Origin of the sequence: Mesorhizobium sp. M7A.F.Ca.ET.027.02.1.1 (genome assembly GCF_004022985.1) — a bacterium.
GTDB lineage: Bacteria > Pseudomonadota > Alphaproteobacteria > Rhizobiales > Rhizobiaceae > Mesorhizobium.
The window spans coordinates 1-14,036 of sequence record NZ_RZOL01000145.1; the positions used below are offsets into that span (position 1 = coordinate 1).

Annotated in this window: 14 protein-coding genes; 3 read left to right on the forward strand and 11 right to left on the reverse strand. The window is 61.7% G+C overall.

Features of this window, described 5'->3' with window-relative positions; genetic code table 11:
• Positions 1-216: 216 nt before the first annotated feature.
• On the forward strand, positions 217-426 hold the full coding sequence (locus EN749_RS17280; protein WP_127271560.1) for a hypothetical protein: 210 nt from the start codon (positions 217-219) through the stop codon (positions 424-426).
• 311 nt (positions 427-737) lie between these two features.
• Here the strand turns inward: EN749_RS17280 and ugpC are convergent, their stop codons facing one another.
• From ugpC to EN749_RS17330, 9 genes are all read right to left on the reverse strand, one after another.
• Positions 738-1,805, reverse strand: a complete 1,068-nt coding sequence (gene ugpC, locus EN749_RS17285) for a sn-glycerol-3-phosphate ABC transporter ATP-binding protein UgpC (RefSeq protein WP_128363589.1) — start codon at positions 1,803-1,805, stop codon at positions 738-740.
• Positions 1,806-1,809: 4 nt separating this feature from the next.
• Positions 1,810-2,658 (reverse strand): carbohydrate ABC transporter permease, encoded by an 849-nt coding sequence (locus EN749_RS17290; protein WP_128363590.1) that lies wholly within the window; start codon positions 2,656-2,658, stop codon positions 1,810-1,812.
• Positions 2,658-3,581, reverse strand: a complete 924-nt coding sequence (locus EN749_RS17295; RefSeq protein ID WP_128363591.1) for a sugar ABC transporter permease — start codon at positions 3,579-3,581, stop codon at positions 2,658-2,660. The genes EN749_RS17290 and EN749_RS17295 overlap by 1 nt, the downstream gene beginning before the upstream one ends.
• 182 nt (positions 3,582-3,763) lie before the next feature.
• Positions 3,764-5,041: a sugar ABC transporter substrate-binding protein gene (locus EN749_RS17300; protein WP_127270754.1), complete on the reverse strand. Its 1,278-nt coding sequence runs from the start codon at positions 5,039-5,041 to the stop codon at positions 3,764-3,766.
• A 29-nt stretch (positions 5,042-5,070) separates the two neighbouring features.
• Complete coding sequence (locus tag EN749_RS17305) at positions 5,071-6,258, reverse strand: PLP-dependent transferase (protein ID WP_127810548.1); 1,188 nt, start codon at positions 6,256-6,258, stop codon at positions 5,071-5,073.
• Entirely contained in the window at positions 6,255-6,989 is a 735-nt protein-coding gene (locus tag EN749_RS17310) for a FadR/GntR family transcriptional regulator (protein ID WP_027036801.1), read from the reverse strand. Before EN749_RS17310 ends, EN749_RS17305 begins: the two co-directional genes overlap by 4 nt.
• A 139-nt stretch (positions 6,990-7,128) precedes the next feature.
• Positions 7,129-8,601 (reverse strand): FAD-dependent monooxygenase, encoded by a 1,473-nt coding sequence (locus tag EN749_RS17315; RefSeq protein ID WP_128363592.1) that lies wholly within the window; start codon positions 8,599-8,601, stop codon positions 7,129-7,131.
• A 493-nt stretch (positions 8,602-9,094) separates the two neighbouring features.
• A complete protein-coding gene (locus EN749_RS17325) occupies positions 9,095-10,468 on the reverse strand; it encodes a PleD family two-component system response regulator (protein ID WP_023810534.1) in 1,374 nt (457 codons plus the stop codon).
• A gap of 33 nt (positions 10,469-10,501) precedes the next feature.
• Positions 10,502-10,873, reverse strand: a complete 372-nt coding sequence (locus EN749_RS17330) for a response regulator (protein ID WP_013531932.1) — start codon at positions 10,871-10,873, stop codon at positions 10,502-10,504.
• Between the two features lie 246 nt (positions 10,874-11,119).
• Here EN749_RS17330 and EN749_RS17335 point away from each other — a divergent pair, with 246 nt between their 5' ends.
• Together EN749_RS17335 and EN749_RS17340 are read left to right on the forward strand one after the other, a co-directional pair.
• Complete coding sequence (locus EN749_RS17335; RefSeq protein WP_128363593.1) at positions 11,120-11,419, forward strand: DUF3572 domain-containing protein; 300 nt, start codon at positions 11,120-11,122, stop codon at positions 11,417-11,419.
• A complete protein-coding gene (locus EN749_RS17340) occupies positions 11,416-12,069 on the forward strand; it encodes a hypothetical protein (RefSeq protein WP_127398788.1) in 654 nt (217 codons plus the stop codon). Before EN749_RS17335 ends, EN749_RS17340 begins: the two co-directional genes overlap by 4 nt.
• A gap of 16 nt (positions 12,070-12,085) precedes the next feature.
• On the opposite strand, the gene EN749_RS17345 is transcribed toward EN749_RS17340, so the two are convergent.
• Both EN749_RS17345 and EN749_RS17350 read right to left on the reverse strand, forming a co-directional pair.
• Positions 12,086-13,609 carry a hypothetical protein gene (locus tag EN749_RS17345; RefSeq protein ID WP_128363594.1) on the reverse strand — a complete coding sequence of 508 codons (1,524 nt, stop codon included), beginning with the start codon at positions 13,607-13,609 and terminating at the stop codon, positions 12,086-12,088.
• Positions 13,610-13,780: 171 nt separating this feature from the next.
• Positions 13,781-14,036, reverse strand: a 256-nt coding sequence (locus EN749_RS17350) for a GNAT family N-acetyltransferase (protein WP_145990932.1), incomplete at its 5' end; no start/stop codon positions are given.

Consider the following 14,036-nt stretch of genomic DNA (forward strand, 5'->3'; position numbering starts at 1 on the left):
CCGCAGGCCCCGCCCCCCCCCGCCGCCGCCCCCCCGCAAGGATCACAACAGGGTCAATGAAGGAGCCCCGCCAGTATTGGCTCCTCTCGTGCGATCGTGCCACCTTGAGTGTATCGTTTTAATACAATCGGCGATTGGTAGACTTGCACCACGGATAGGCAGTTAGTTTCAGCGTCAGGCAAAAAGGGGGGAAATGCCTCGCACTGGGAGAAAACGATGTCCGTACAAAAAGGCGACTTTCGAACCAACAGAGCCGACTACGTGATTGCCGCGATGCATGGCGGAGTGACCGCCGACGACAGCGTTCGAGACGAGAACCTGGCAAGGAGAAAGAAGTCCCTGTGGCTGAAGGAGCGGCGATCGGCCAAGTCGGCTGAGAACCCGTTGGACAGTTCGCCGCTGTCCAAAAGAAGCCCTCGCGGTTAGCGGTCTACAATCCTCTTCCGCGATCACACCATATCCGCACACAACCCACTCGCCCATATTGCAGGCGCCGCCGTCGGTGTGACTAACTCCGACGGCGGCCCAATTCGTGGCGAAATGACCTCCGTTCTGTTGAGAAGACGGCGGGACTAAGGTCTTGTGCTGTAGACGCAAAGGTCCGAGTGGTCCTGTTAGGTTCCGGAAATGTCTGTTGGATGTTCCGCTATTTTATCCAATTGAAATGTAGCGTTACCTGTATTTCCCGCCCGACATCGGCGCCTCATACGGCTGCCCGCCGCCCGGCTGAGTCCCCCTCAGCCGATGCGATCACCGCTTTTCAGATCGAACAGATGCAATTGGTCTGGTTCGACAACCAACCTCACCTCGTCGCCTGGCTTCACGCCGGCACGGCCCATGGCAAAGACGCAAAGCTGCTGGCTGGCCAGCTTGACGTAGAACTGCGTCGAAAGCCCGAGCGGCTCGACCACCCCCACCTCGCCCTTCAACGCGCCGTCATCCGCCAACTTGATATGCTCGGGCCGCAGACCGACGGTGATGGCATCACCGTCCGTCAGCGGCAGGCCTTCCGGCAGGCGCAGCGCCTGGCCATCGGACAGTACAGCCTCCGGGGTACCACCCTTGCGAACAATCGCCGGCAGGAAATTCATGCCGGGGGAACCGATGAAACCGGCGACGAACATGTTGGCCGGCCGATCATAGAGATCGAGCGGTGCGCCGACCTGCTGGATCAACCCGTCATGCATGACGACGATCCGGTCGGCCATGGTCATCGCCTCGATCTGGTCATGCGTGACATAAACCGATGTCGTCTTCAGCTGCTGATGCAGCGCCTTGATCTCGGCGCGCATATGGACGCGCAGCTTGGCGTCGAGGTTCGACAGCGGCTCGTCGAACAGGAAAACCTTGGGATCGCGCACTATGGCACGCCCCATGGCGACGCGCTGGCGCTGGCCGCCGGACAGTTGCCGCGGCAGGCGCTGCAGGAACGTGTCGAGCCCGAGCCGCTTGGCGGCGCCGTCCACCCTGGCGTCGATCGTCGTTTTCTCCGCCTTCTTCAGGAGCAGGCTGAAGCCCATGTTCTTCGACACGTCCATATGCGGATAGAGCGCGTAGGACTGGAAAACCATGGCGATGTCGCGGTCCTTGGGTGCCACGTCGTTGACCAGCCGCTCGCCGATGCGGATCTCGCCACCGGAAGCCTCCTCCAGCCCGGCGATCATGCGCAAAAGCGTGGACTTGCCGCAGCCTGACGGCCCAACCAGGACGACGAACTCGCCATCGGCGATTTGAAGGTCGACCGCGTGTAGGACACGGACGGCGCCATAGTCCTTGCGGACCTTTTCGAGCGTAACAGAGGCCATCGATCTATCCTTTGACGGCGCCGGCGGTCAGGCCGGTGACGAGATAGCGTTGCAGGAAGGCGAAGAAGATGCAGACCGGGATCAGCGCCAGGATGGATGCCGCCATCATCTGTCCCCAGTCGACGGCGAACTTGCCGATAAAGGTGAGCAGGCCGACGGCGAAGGTCTTCTGGTCGTCGCTGGAAATCAGCATCAGCGCGAACAGAAGCTCGCTCCAGGCGGCGGTGAAGACGAAGCCGAGCGTCGCGCCCATGCCGGGCAGCGTCAGCGGCACGATCACCTTGCGCATGGCCTGCGCGCGGGTGCAGCCGTCGATCATCGCGGCCTCTTCCAAATCCTTGGGGATGCCGTCGAAGAACGACTGCATCAGGAAGGTGGCAAAGGCCGTGTTGAAGGCGGTGTAGATGGTGATCAGCCCGGTCAGGCTGTTGATCAGGCCGATCTGCCCCATCACGCGGTAGATCGGCGGAATGACCATCACCAGCGGAAAAGTCTGGGTGAGCAGCAACATCAGCGCCAGGGCTGCCTTGCCGCGAAAGGTGAAGCGCGACATGGCATAGCCGGCGAGCGTGGCGATGATCGTCACCAGTGCCGCCGTCGAGACCGAGACGATGACGCTGTTGAGGAAATAGCGCGGAAAATCGGTCGTCTCGAGCACGGTGACGAAGTTCTGCAGCGTCATGTGCGATGGCCAGAAGGTGATGCCTTCGGAATAGAGCAGCCGCTCCGGCGTGACCGAGATCTTCAGCGTCCAGTAGATCGGGAACAGGGAAAAGAACACGTAGGCCGCGATTGCCGCGTAGAGGCCGATGCCGCCGAAGAAGCGCTGCGAGGCTGTGCGTCCTGCGATCATCAGACGTGCCTCACCAGCGTGCGACGGATGCCGATCAGGGCGATCGCATAGGCGATGAGCAGGATCAGCAACAGCACCGCCACCGCCGAGGCATAGCCCTTGTCCAGCGATTTGAAGGCGCTGACATAGATGTAGACCGGCACCGTGTTGGTCGAGCCGGCCGGCCCGCCCTCCGTCATCACGAAGATCAGGTCGGCGAAGGTGGCGATCCAGATGGTGCGCAACATCACGGTGATGGCGATGGTCGGCGCCAGAAACGGCAGCGTCACCTTGGTGAAGCGCTGCCAGGGCGAGGCTCCATCGATAGCCGCTGCCTCATGCAGTTCCGATGGAATGGATTTCAGTGCCGCCAAGAGGGTGATGGCAAAGAACGGAATGCCGAACCAGATATTGGCGACGATCGGCCCCCACATGGCGGTAGAGGGATCAGACAGCACATTGGTTGGCTGGGCTTTCAGCCCCAACGCAAACAGCCAGTGCGGCAGCGGGCCGATGATCGGATTGAACAGCCAGGCCCAGGTCAGGCCTGACAGGAAGGACGGCACCGCCCAAGGCAGGAAGACCAGGGCTTGTACTGCCTTGCGGCCGCGAAACGGCTTGTCGAGCAGGAGCGCCAGGCCAAGGCCGAGGAAGAACTGGAAGAAAAGGCTGGCGACGGTCCACCACAACGTGTTGACCAGCGCCTGCCCCAGCACCTGATCCGACAGCATCGCCTGATACTGCCCGAGCCCGACATATTCGGACTTGAACGCTGAGAATTTGCGGAAGGAGTAGCTGATGCCGATGACCAGCGGCACCAAAAGCACGACGACCAGCAGGATGATCGCCGGGCTGAGATAGAGCCATGGCTCGATGGCGGTGTGGGATAGCCGCTTGCGACGCGGCTTGCCGGCGGATCGTATTTCGGACACGGCGTAGGTCATTGGCTGAGGATCGGCTCCCTGGAGCGGCGTCTGGAACAGCGTCCTTCTCCCCGTTCACGGGGAGAAGATGCCGGCAGGCAGATGAGGGGCAGCGCGAACAATCGAGGCATAGCGCCGCCCCTCATCCGACCCTATCGGGCCACCTTCTCCCCCTAGAACGGGGAGAAGGAAAAAAGAGGCGCTTACTTCTTGTTCTTCGCCAGCCAGTCCTGCTGTTCCTTGGTCAGGAAGGCAGCCCATTGGTCGGCGACGTCCTTGGCCGTCTTCTGGCCAAGCAGCACTTCCTGAAAATTCTTGATCGCCACCTGGTCGACGAAATTGCCGAGGTTCTCCAGATGCGTCGGCGGGGTGACCATTTCATATTTGGAGCTGTCGCTGAGCTCCGTGAACCAGCCCTTGAACTGCTCCGTCTTGAAATGGGGATCCTGGTCGGCGCCGTTGTGGATCGGGACGACGCCGACTTCCTTGGCCCATTCCAGATTGTCCTTCGGCGACAGAAGCGTCGCCATCAGCTTCCAGGCGTCGTCCTTGTGCTGCGAGTTGGCAAACATCGCCCAGCCGGCATAGCCCAGCGTCGGATAGGATTTGCCGCTCGGCCCGACCGGCAAAGGCGCCACGGCGAAATCGTCCGCGCTCATTTTGTCGGCGATGCCGAGCAGCGCGTCCGGATCCTGGTTGAGCATGGCACAGGTGCCGGAATAGAAGCCGGTGACCGTTTCGTTGAAACCCCAGCTCACCGCATCCTTCGGCGCCAATCCGTCCTTGTACATGTCGGCCAGCATCTGCAGGCCCTTGACCGAGCCTTCTTCGTTGATCGTCGAAGTGCCGTCCTCGTTGAAGTAGCCGCCCTTGCCGGCAGCAATGTTCATGAACATGTGCATGCCGTTGAAGGCGCCCGGCCCGCCGCGCAGGCAGTAGCCGTACTTCCCCGGGAGCGCGGAAATCTTCTTGGAATCGGCGATGAAATCGTCGAGCGTCGCCGGCGGTCCGTCGAGGCCGGCCTCCTTGAACAGCTTCTTGTTCCAGAACAGCGCGTTCACATAGTAGCCGTAGGGGATCATGAACTGAGTGTTGTTGACGGTCGAGCCGAACTGCTTGGCGCGGTCGCCGAGCGTCTTGGCATCATCCCATTTGGCCATATAGGGGCCGAGATCCTCGAGCTGGGCATTGTTGGCATAGAGGCCCATCCAGCGTTCCGGCATTTCGACGATGTCAGGCGTATCGCCGGCCTGCACCATGGTCAGAAATTTCTCGAACGCCTGGCCCCAGGGCAGCGAGATAAGCTCGACCTTGATGCCCGGATTGGCTGTTTCGAATTCGGCGATCTGCTTCTTCAGGAATTCGGTGCGCGGCGGGCTGGTGATGACTTCGACCATTTTCAGGGTCGAGTCGGCCACGGCATTTCCGGCGGAAATCGCCAGCCCCGCAACGGTGGCCAGCATGACGGTCAGTTTTTTCATGTTCAAGACTCCCATTTTGAACCCGCTTGTTATTTTCTGGCTTTTTCGAAGGCCTGGGCGACGTCAGCCCACAGGTCTTCGACACTCTCCAATCCGACATTGAAGCGGATGGTTCGGGGGCTGACGCCGAAGCGCGCCATCGAATTCAGGCCCGGCGTCTGCTCCAGCGACGCCTTGGCCGGTACGACCAGGCTTTCATGCCCGCCCCAGCTGACGCCGATGCGGAAATATTTCAGTGCGTCGACGAAGACGGGGATGTCGATCTCGTCCGTCACCTCGAAGGAGAACAGACCGGCATAGCCGGCCAGCGTCGCCTTGCCCGGGTGGTTCGAATAGATGGGGTGGTTGACCCGCTCGACACTGGCATGCGCCTTCAGCCGTTCGGCGATGGTCAGGCCGCTCTTCATGTGGTGCGGCAGGCGCAGCGGCAGCGTGCGCAGGCCGCGCAGCAACAGCCACGCCTCGAACGGTGACAGCTTGCCGCCGAGATAGGAATAGGTCTGCTCGTTGATGTGCTTGATATGAGCAGCCGAACCCGCCACCACGCCCGCGACGGTGTCGCTGTGGCCGCCAAGGTATTTCGAGGCCGAATGCAGCACCAGGTCGACGCCATGCGTGATCGGCTTCTGGAACACCGGCGTCGCCCAGGAATTGTCGATCGTGGTGACGATGCCCTGTTCCTTGGCCAACCGTGTCAGATGCGCGATGTCCTGCAACTCGAACATCATCGAGGTCGGGCTTTCCAGATAAAGTAGCTTGGCGCCGGGAAGTGCCGCCGCGACCGCATCCGGGTCGGAGCCGTCGACATAATCGACCTTGATGTTGAGCCGCGGCAACAACCGCTCGAACAGCCGGTAGGCATCGCCATAGCAATTGCGCACCGCCACGATGCGCTCGCCTGCCCCAACGAACGCAAGCACCGTGGCGCTGATCGCCGCCATGCCACTGGAAAAGCCGCGCGCTGCTTCTGCGCCTTCGAGCGCGGCGACACGCGCCTCGAACTCCATCACCGTCGGATTGTCGCCACGCGAGTAGATCGGCTGCTTTCGTTTGCCGGCAAAGGTATCGGCCATCTCGGCATAGTTGGCGAAGGTGAACAGCGAGGTCTGGTAGATCGGCGGCACCACCGCACCGCCGGGAAACGGTTCGTCATGCGCCAAAAGTGTTGCCGCCTCCAAGAGATAGTCGTGATCGAAACCGGATGGATGCTCGTTCATGTCTGGCTCGAAAGTTTGAGTTTGGCCGCACCGCGCTTGAGATCGTCCTCGACGGTGGCGATCAGCTTGAGCGCTTCGGCGCGGGCGCCCTGCGGGTCACGGGCTGCGATGCATTCGTAGATGGTGCGGTGATAGGGAAAGCTGGCATGGCCGAAATCGCGAACGCCGAGCGGATGCTCCCAGAAGCGGTGGAACAATTCGTACATGGCGGCGATGATCTGCTCGAACAGCGGATTACCCGAGGCCCGGTAAATCGCCTGGTGGAACTCCCAATCCTCTTCCGACGACATGCCGTCGCGCGTGCGGAACGCCTGCTCCATGATGTCGAGCTTGCGTGCAATTTCGGCGATGTCGGCCTGGCTGGCGCGTTCGGCGCAAAGTGCTGCGGCCTCCGCCTCCAGCGCGCGGCGGATCTCCATCGTCTGCATCAGGCTGGTGAAATCATTGCCGCCCGCCAGCGTCAGCGGCATGTGCAGCATATCGTGTGAAACAGCCGCCTTGAGATAGGTGCCGCTGCCCTGCCGGCGCTCGACGAGGCCGAGCCCTTCCCAGCGTGTCAGTGCCTCGCGCACGGTGTTGCGGCTGACCTTCAGCCGCTCGGCCAGAATGCGTTCGGTTGGAAGCCGCTCGCCCGGCTGCAAGGCCTCGGCGCGAACAAAGCCCACCAACGCCTTCAGCACGGCGTCGTCGCGCGCCGTGGTCTGAATGGGTGGCAGGCTGTTCTGGTCCACATTTCCTCCAAGTGGTCCAATGGTCCAACCAATTTCTGCACAGAAGGAAGCTCCTGTCAACCAACTGTCAGGAGCACTGTCGGAGGGAGGGACGCGATACTCTCAAGGCGATCGCGCGGTCGCGCTTCGATCGTGTCTGCTAACCTGCGGTGGCAGGCGGCCCGAACCAGGTGGTCAGCGCGTCCACCAGGCCCTGTTGGGTTCCCGCCCCGGCCCAAGCCACATAACCATCGGGCCGGATCAAGACCGCGTCGGGCGAAACGACCGTCCCGAGAGCCGGGAGGTCCCAGATACCGGCGTAACCGGCGTCGATCTGCCGGACCCGATCAGCCCAGGACGCGATGTCCAGCCTGCCGGGCTCACCGAGGTTGAGCAGCACGGGCCGCGCGTCGTGCAGCAAGGTGAAGACCCGCAACCGTCCGCCGGCGGTGGTCAGATCGAGATCTGGCATTCGCCGCCCAAGCAGTGGATGCCCCTCGCCAAGGTCGTAATGAACACCCAAACCAGACATCTCCGCGGCGATTTTCTTGCGGGGTTCATCCATGCCGAGCAACTCGGCAACGGTGTCGGCCAAGGCCTTGCTGCGGTCATCCGTGCGGCGAAGCGCAACCTGCGCCATCGTGTTGCGCAACACGCGGGCGGCGACCGGATGGCGCTCGGCGTGATAGCTTTCGAGCAGGCTTTGCGGCGATGTCCCCTTGATGATTTGGGCCAGCTTCCATCCAAGGTTCACCGCATCCTGCACGCCGATGTTGAGGCCCTGTCCGCCGATCGGCGGATGGATGTGCGCGGCATCACCCGCCAGCAGCACGCGCCTGTCGCGATATGCGGTGGCCTGGCGCGTCATGTCGGTGAAGCGGGAGAGCCAGGTCGGGCTGTGGACCCCGAAGTCGGTGCCGTAGACGGCAGTCAGCGCCTCGCTGAGCTCGCGCAGGGTCGGTTCGCCGCGCGCCTCCAGGCGGGGCTCCGTCAGCACGACGCCAACCTTCTTGCCGCCCTCGATCTTACCCAGGGCATGAATTCCGGAGGCGTTGCTGCGGAAGCCCCATGCCGGTTCTTCCGACATTTCGACCTCGGCAATCATCCAGCTCATCGTCGGATCCCATCCGGCGAACTCGATACCGGTCGCCTTGCGAATGGTGCTGCGGCCTCCGTCACAGCCGACCAGATATGCGGCCCTCAGGCGGTGACCGGTGGACAGTTCGACGTCGACGCCGCTGTCGTCCTGGGTAAACCTCGTAACCTCGTGTCCGCGAGAGATCGGTACCTTCAACTCGCCGACCCAGTCGGCCAGGATGCGCTCGATGTGGTTTTGCCGCAGCGCCAGCAGATAATTGTGGCGCGTGGGAAAATCGCTGATGCCTAACCGGATCATGTGGAAGCCCGCGGACGGCGATATCTGTCCCTGTGAAAGAAACCGATCCACAATTCCGCGCTGGTCGAGCACCTCAAGAGTGCGCGCATGCAGGCCGCCTGCGCGCAATCCTGCCAATTTCTGATCCGGTCGCCTTTCGAAAATGGCAACGTCCACGCCTGCCAGCGCCAGTTCGCCTGCCAGCATCAATCCCGTCGGACCACCCCCGGCGATCACAACCGCATGATCTGAAATCATTATCATAACTCCCGTTTTCCGCACCTGGCTTGGGTCGCGGTTTTACGGGAGGAGCCGGGTCTTGCCACAAGCCCCTTGTGCGCCATATCTATGAAATGGAAGGGTGCTCTTCCCCTCATCGTTGGCTGCTCTCAAAGCGAAGCTGTGTTGGAACGGCTAGAACGCAGATTCTTCCGTGCTTTAGCACGGAGTTCTGATGTTCTTTTGGAGAGAAGGGGGCCGGTCGGCGTTTGGCAGCGGTACGAGGAGGCCACTATGTGCCAGCGCCGGCCGGCCGACCCCACGGACCCAGGAGATGCGGCGGACCTGAGCATCATGGGGTATTCCCAGGATCGGAGCCGGTTTTCTATCCTCGTGCCGGCTTCGTCTTGGCCTGCACAGTTGCGCAAGAGTTTATGAAAATCAACAGTTTCTTAACCAAGGCTCGCGAATCGCTTGGATTAAGGTAAACGGGTAACCCTGTCGGGTTGACAGGATAATCGGGGCTGGATCGCTACGCCGCCTTGGCGACGACGCGATTTCGGCCGCCGCTTTTGGCTTCGTAGAGCGCGAGATCGGCACGCTTCATCAGCGCCGCCACCGTGTCCACGCCCTTCAGCACCGACGACACGCCGACGCTGACCGTGACTTCGATCGCCTTGCCGTCCTGCCCGATGGCGAAAGCCGCCTGGGCGATTTCGGCGCGAATGCGCTCGGCTACCTTCTCGGCCACCGCGCCCTCGGTGTCCGGCATCACCACGACGAACTCCTCCCCGCCAAAACGGCAGGCAAGGTCGATACCCCTGACATTCTTGCGCAGCCGTCGTGCGAATTCCCGCAGAACCTCGTCGCCGCCGTCATGACCGTGCGCGTCGTTGATCGCCTTGAAGCGGTCGAGGTCGGTGATCATCACCGACAGCGGCCGGCGCCGCGCCACGGCGCGATCGAACAGCGTCTGCAGGTGGCTGTCTAGATAGCGGCGGTTGTGCAGCCCGGTCAGTCCATCGGTCACCGCCATTTCGATGGTTTGGGTGACGCTGGCGCGCAGCTGGTCGTTGTAACGCTTGCGGCGCACCTGGGTGCGCAGCCGCGCCGTCAATTCCTGCTGGTCGATCGGCCGCATCAGATAATCATTGATGCCGAGTTCGAGGCCGCGGATGATGCGTTCCTCCTCGCCCTCCTCCGCCAACAGGATGATCGGCACGAAACGGGTGCGATCGAGCGAGCGCAACTGCGAACAGAGCCTCAGCGGATCGAAATCGGCGAACGCGGTCGAGATCATCACGCATTCATAGGACGTCTCGGCGGCCTGGAAGAAACCGGCATGCGGATCATGTGTGACGTCGAGATCGGCCCGGTCGCGCAGCATCTTCTGGATGCGCTCGACGGATGATTTGCGTTCGTCGATCAAAAGCACCTTGGGCGTCGTGTCCTCGGATGCGAAATTGCGGCTGAGCAACTCCTCGATGCCGATGTTGCGCGTCGTCGAGGCGCGCAGCCGCAACTCGTCGGTGAGCGACTTCAGGCGAACCAGGCTCTTGACGCGCGTCATAAGCTGCAGGTCGTTGACCGGCTTGGTCAGGAAGTCGTCGGCACCGGCCTCGAGCCCGCGGACGCGGTCGGAGACCTGATCGAGCGCGGTGATCATCACCACCGGAATGTGCGATGTCGCCGGATCGCTCTTCAGCCGCCGACAGACCTCGAAGCCGTCCATGTCCGGCATCATCACGTCGAGCAGCACGACATCGACCTTGCCGTTCTCACAGGTCTCGATCGCATCCGGCCCGTTGGTGGCGGTCAGCACTTCGAAATATTCGGCCAGCAGCCGCACTTCCAGCAGCCGCACATTGGCAGGGATATCGTCGACGACGAGGATCCGCGCAGTCATTTCACAAGGCTCCGGCTCGGCTGAAGGGGCACATCACGCATCGCCCAGATAGGATTTGATGGTTTCGATGAAACGCGGCACCGAGATCGGCTTAGAAATATAAGCCTCGCAGCCGCCCTGGCGGATACGTTCCTCGTCGCCCTTCATGGCGAAGGCGGTCACCGCAATGACCGGGATGACGTGCAGTTCGTCGTCTTCCTTCAGCCATTTGGTCACTTCAAGCCCCGACACTTCAGGCAATTGGATATCCATCAGGATCAGATCCGGCCGGTGCTGGCGCGCCAAATCGAGCGCTTCCAGACCGTTTCGGGTGCGCACGGTCTCGTAACCGCTTGCCTCGATGAGGTCCCGAAAGAGCTTCATATTGAGCTCATTGTCTTCGACGATCATAACCTTCTTCGGCATCGATTTCCCGTCCCGGCTGCCCTTCCGCTTCGAAGGCAACCGTCATGCGCCCATGTCTGAACGCATCAAACCCTGCTTCACTTTACGGCAATATGATTGACGAAACGGAAATCCGCGGCTGGAAAACAGCGCGAATTCCACCTCGTCCCCTGCGCGTCCAAAGGGCGCGCCACGCTCTAATGGCTTGCCGCAAGCAACTCTTGCCATTACTGCGGGAGAGACTCATTCCACACACCGAAGGTAGTGATGGCAAACGCAGCGTCAATGCGCGAAGAAGCGGAATCGATTGCCGTGAAGGCCCTGGGCTTCGTCGCCTCCGATCCGGAGCTTCTGCCGCGCTTTCTGGCAATCACCGGCATAGAGGTCCATTCGATCCGCAAAGCCGCCAGCGAGCCGGGTTTTCTGGCCGGTGTCCTGCAGTTCATCCTCGCCCACGAGCCGACTCTGATGCGCTTTGCCGAGGAAACCGGCACCCCGCCGGCGGCTGTCGGCAAAGCCTTGCGGTCGCTGCCGCTGGGCGACGACAGCCACGAGCATTCCATATGAGCGATGATCCGGAAACCGCGCGCCAGATCGAAGAACTGGCAGCCGACGACCGACCCTTGCTTGTCCTCGATGTCGACGATGTCGTGCTCGAATTCATCCGACCGTTTCCGAATTTCCTCAAGGCGCGCGGCTATGGCCTGACGCTGGCCTCGTTCCGGCTGACCGGCAACATCGCAGAGACCGCCAGCGGCCGCCTGATCGAACAGCCCGAAGTCACGGCACTGCTGGCCGATTTCTTTGACGCGCAAGCCGATTGGCAAAACATTACTGACGGCGCGTCAGAAGCCCTGGCAGGGCTTGGCGATCGCGCGGAAATCATCTTGCTGACGGCCATGCCGCACAAACACCGTGCCGTGCGTCGCGTCCATCTCGACGCGCTTGGGCTGAGCTACCCGCTTCTGACCACTGAAATGGCCAAAGGACCGGCAGTGGCCAAGCTTCGCGGCAAGGTCGGCCGACCGGTGGTCTTCGTCGACGATCAGCCGCACAATCTGGCGTCGGTACGGGAATCGGTCGCCGACGCCGAACTGTTCCACCTGATGGCCGACAATTCGCTGCGCGCATTCCTGCCGCCGGTGACGGACGATGTGGTCGTCGTCCAGGACTGGCACGAGGCAGCGCCCAAGATCGCAAGCGCGCTGGGGCTCTGAACTCCAGCTTCAGGGTTCAGTTCGCACCTGCGCCGCCGCTGTCGTCTCCGCTGTCATCGGCGCCGTCACCATCATCCATGCTGTCGTCCACGGCCGGATCGGCGGGCTTCAGCATGACGCCATTGACGGTGACCGAGCCATCGGCCTTGGCATTGACGATCCATTCCAGCCGGCCATCGGGCAGCGTCTTGCCAAAGCCCTTCGCCATGAGAGCGACTGGCACGTATCGGCCAACCTCCGGTTCCGACTTTGCCGCTTCCTGCAGGCCTTCGACAAGCTTGTCGAAGCCGGCGACATCGACGGTTACGCTTCCTTCGGGCTTTTCGCCTGGGAATGTCATCTCGCCTTCCAGCGCGATCTCCGTGTCCTTGTTCTTCACGGTGCTGTGGCCAAGCACGACCTTCGGCATCTTGGCCAAGAAGTCGACTTTAAGCTGCTCGCCGAATTCGGCCGACAGAGGCGGATTCTTATTGAGATCAAAGGCTTCGATCGCCTTCTTCGCCATGCTGTCGAGATCGATATTGGCGCCGCCAAAGTTCAAATCGACATCGGTGGGTAACAACCCCACGCTCCAGCTCGGCAGAAGCTGGGTCGGCACGCTCAGCCCCGATGCCTTGATGCCGTACGTGATCGTCCCGTTCTGGGCCACGCCATCGGTGCCGAACACGGTGCTGAGCTGGGTGGCGCCGAAATTGCCGACCGGGCTTTCCACCGCAAAATCCTTGAAACCGTAGGTCCCGTCGATACGCTGCCAAAGCGGCAAGGCGGCGAGCAGAAGCGATTTGAGCTGCGCCTGGTTGGCCTTCAGCGTCGCCTCGTCCTCGTTGGCCACCGCAAATGCCAGGAGATCGAGCAATGGCTTGGTCCGCACGCCCTTGCCGCTGGCTTCGACCGACAGTTCCGGCGACCTGACGCTGACCGGGAATTTCAACCCGCTCTCCGGATCGTCGAAATTGATCGCTTCGACAAAGCTCGACACCTTTTGCGAGGTTGTGAAATCGACGCCCCCGGCCGCCGACTTGGTCGCGGCAACGGTCGCGACGCCGGCGCCCGTGCTGGCTTCCATGCGCTGCTTGGCATCCTTCGATGCCATCGTCACGCCGGCCATCGAGCTGGTGCCGCTGGTAAAGGCCGCCAGATTTGGATCGTAGACGCCCGAACCCTTGCCGTCCTTGATCGAAAACTGAGTGCTTTGCAGCCCCTCGGGTCCATTGAACTCGAAGGAGGCGGTTTGGGAGAAATCCATCGAGACATCCCAGGACCCGTCGCTGCGCGGCTTGACCATCAGGGCATAGGGCGCGAAGTCGAACTTCAGCAGTTTCTGGTCCGGAAACGATGCGGCAAGTGCCTTGAAATCGAACAGGATCCTGTAGGCGCCACCTTCAAGCGAAACCTTCAAAATGCCTTTGTCGATGGCCTGCTTGCCGACATAGCGGGACAAGTCGTCGGACAATTGCTTCGCACCCTGACTGTCGACGGTCTGACCGAACGCAGGCGCGCTCAACGCAAGGAGGAAAACGAATGGCAGGGCACGGTTCACGCGAATTCTCCGTTTGACCTAATGCATGTCGCCCAAAGTGGGTCCTGGTTTGGGAGAACGACATGCATAAACAAAACCCCAAAGCGCATGCGCTTTAGAAGGTACGTCCGTCTGGTATGAAATTACTGCTGCAACCGCAAGGTGAGATCAACAAGCCACGAGCGGACCTCATCAAAGCACCAGCCGCATCAGCGGGCGGCCGGCCTTGCGTTCCACCAGCCGCTCGAAACCCGCCTTCTCGAAGATCCGCGACGAGCCGACGAACAGGCCGATCGAGCGCGAATCGCGAGACAGGTCCATCGGGCACGCCTCGAGCAGCCGGGCTCCATTCTGGCGGGCGAAATCGATGCCGCCTTCGACGAGGCGATGCGTGATGCCCCTGCCGCGCGCCTTGGCGCGGATGAAGAAGCAGGAGATCGCCCAGACG

What these genes read in the sequence shown, in the direction of transcription:
- EN749_RS17280 (WP_127271560.1), top strand. Translation starts at nt 217, where the DNA reads ATGTCCGTACAAAAAGGCGACTTTCGAACCAACAGAGCCGACTACGTG.
- ugpC (WP_128363589.1), bottom strand. Translation starts at nt 1,805, where the DNA reads ATGGCCTCTGTTACGCTCGAAAAGGTCCGCAAGGACTATGGCGCCGTC.
- EN749_RS17290 (WP_128363590.1), bottom strand. Translation starts at nt 2,658, where the DNA reads ATGATCGCAGGACGCACAGCCTCGCAGCGCTTCTTCGGCGGCATCGGC.
- EN749_RS17295 (WP_128363591.1), bottom strand. Translation starts at nt 3,581, where the DNA reads ATGACCTACGCCGTGTCCGAAATACGATCCGCCGGCAAGCCGCGTCGC.
- EN749_RS17300 (WP_127270754.1), bottom strand. Translation starts at nt 5,041, where the DNA reads ATGAAAAAACTGACCGTCATGCTGGCCACCGTTGCGGGGCTGGCGATT.
- EN749_RS17305 (WP_127810548.1), bottom strand. Translation starts at nt 6,258, where the DNA reads ATGAACGAGCATCCATCCGGTTTCGATCACGACTATCTCTTGGAGGCG.
- EN749_RS17315 (WP_128363592.1), bottom strand. Translation starts at nt 8,601, where the DNA reads ATGATTTCAGATCATGCGGTTGTGATCGCCGGGGGTGGTCCGACGGGA.
- EN749_RS17325 (WP_023810534.1), bottom strand. Translation starts at nt 10,468, where the DNA reads ATGACTGCGCGGATCCTCGTCGTCGACGATATCCCTGCCAATGTGCGG.
- EN749_RS17330 (WP_013531932.1), bottom strand. Translation starts at nt 10,873, where the DNA reads ATGCCGAAGAAGGTTATGATCGTCGAAGACAATGAGCTCAATATGAAG.
- EN749_RS17335 (WP_128363593.1), top strand. Translation starts at nt 11,120, where the DNA reads ATGGCAAACGCAGCGTCAATGCGCGAAGAAGCGGAATCGATTGCCGTG.
- EN749_RS17340 (WP_127398788.1), top strand. Translation starts at nt 11,416, where the DNA reads ATGAGCGATGATCCGGAAACCGCGCGCCAGATCGAAGAACTGGCAGCC.